Source organism: Streptomyces sp. NPDC006208 (genome assembly GCF_040613775.1).
GTDB lineage: Bacteria > Actinomycetota > Actinomycetes > Streptomycetales > Streptomycetaceae > Streptomyces.
Map to the genome: position 1 here is coordinate 1 of NZ_JBEXSW010000127.1, position 2001 is coordinate 2001.

Below are 2001 nucleotides of genomic sequence, written 5' to 3' on the forward strand. Positions count from 1 at the left end.
ATTGGTACGTGAGCGTCTCGCGGGCCGGGGCGGCATGGTGTCGATCGCACTGCCGGTCGAGCAGGTCGAAGAACTCCTGGCCCCGTTCGACGGCCAAGTGTCGGTCGCGGCGGTGAACGGCCCCGCCTCGGTGGTGATCGCGGGCGAACCACAGGCCCTGGACGACATCGTGGCCGGCTGTGAGCGTGACGGCATCCGTGCCCGCCGCGTCGCGGTGGACTACGCCTCCCACTCCGCCCAGGTCGAGGCCATCGAAGCAGAGCTGGCAGAGGTCCTGGCGCCGATCACCCCGATGTCCGGACGCGTTCCCTTCTACTCCACCGTCCTGGGCGAGTTCATCGACACCAAGACGCTCGACGCCACGTACTGGTACGCAAACCTCCGCAGCCGCGTCGGCTTCGAACCCGCCGTACGCGCCCTCGCCGACAACGGCACCGGCTGCTTCCTGGAAATGTCACCCCACCCCGTACTGGCCATGGCCGTCGAGGGGACTCTGGCTGCGCATGGTGTGCAGGACCGTGTAGGTGTGGTGGGTTCGCTGCGCCGTGACGAGGGTGGTCTGCGGCGGTTCCTGCTGTCGCTTTCGGAGGCTCATGCTGCGGGTGTTCACGTCGACTGGACCGCCCTGTTCCAAAGCAGCGCCGCCAAGCGGGTCGAACTGCCGACATATGCGTTCCAGCGCGAGCACTACTGGCTGACCCCTGGCGCAGGGACCGGCGACGCGGCGGCGGCCGGTCAGAGTCGGATCGGGCACCCGGTCCTGGCGGCGGCGGTGCAGGTGGGCGACCGCGACGAGTGGGTGTTCACCGGCCGGATCTCGCAGGACACCCAGCCCTGGACCCGCGACCACATGGTGTTCGGCATGGTCCTGGTGCCCGGCGCCGCACTGGTGGAGATGGCGTTGACCGCCGGCCGCCAGGTGGGCTGCCCCGTTCTCGGCGAACTGGTGCTGGAGGCGCCGTTGCTCCTGGAGGACGACGTCGCGCTCCAGGTCCAGGTCACCGTCGGTCAGACAGGCGAGGACGGCCGCCGTGAGGTCGCCGTCTACACCCGCCCGGAGACCGGTGAGGACGAGCAGGCGGAGACCACTTGCCACGGGCGCGGCTGGCTGACCGCGGACGCCGAACCGGCCGCGCCCTTCCCCCTCCAGTGGCCGCCCGCCGGCGCCGAACCCATCGCCGTCGAAACCCTCTACTCCCGTGTGAACGACCACGCGCGCCTGACCGACATCGGCTTCGACTACGGCCCCGCGTTCCGGGCCGTGCGCGCGGCGTGGCGCGTCGGTGACGACGTGTACACCGAACTCGAGCTGCCCGAGGTCGCGGGTGCCGCCCAGGGATTCGGGGTTCACCCGGCGCTGCTCGACTCCGCCCTGCACGGCGGGCTCGGCATGCTCGACCGCGGCGGTGACAACCCGGGCGGTCTGCCGTTCTCCTGGTCGGGCGTGCGGCTGGACCGCATCGGACAGACCCGACTGCGGGTACGCGTCGGCCTGGCGGGTGAGGCCGCGCTGCGGCTCGACATCGCGGCCGATGACGGCACGACGATCGCCGGCGTGGGGCGTCTTGACGTCCGTCCGGTCGAGCAGGCACAGCTCGAAGCCGCGCGACGAGGCGGGCAGCGGTCGCTGTACCAGCTCGATTGGGTGGCGGTCCCGGCAACCCCGTCGACGTCGGCTCGCGTCGCGGTGCTCGGCGACGTCGATGCGCCGGGCGAGCGGTTCGCGGACCTGGACGCGCTGGAGAAGGCGCTCGCCGACGGCGCCGAAGCGCCCGAGCTGGTCGTCGCCACGGTCGAGCCGCCTGCGGGTGACGCGCACCAGGCGGCACGTACGGCTGCGACAGATGCGCTGGCTCTGGTGCAGCGCTGGCTGGCCGGCGATTCACTGAAGGAGGCTCGCCTCGCACTGGTGACCCGTAACGGCGTAGACGTCGGTGACGGGGTGCCGGATGTGGCGCTGGCTCCGGTGTGGGGTCTGGTGCGCAGTGCGCAGTCGGAACA

At 71.3% G+C, this 2001-nt stretch carries 1 protein-coding gene; it reads left to right on the plus strand.

Going from position 1 to position 2001, the window contains the following annotated elements; genetic code table 11:
• Positions 1–2001: acyltransferase domain-containing protein (locus ABZ208_RS38980; protein ID WP_356914182.1), on the plus strand; the 2001-nt coding region annotated here is incomplete at both ends.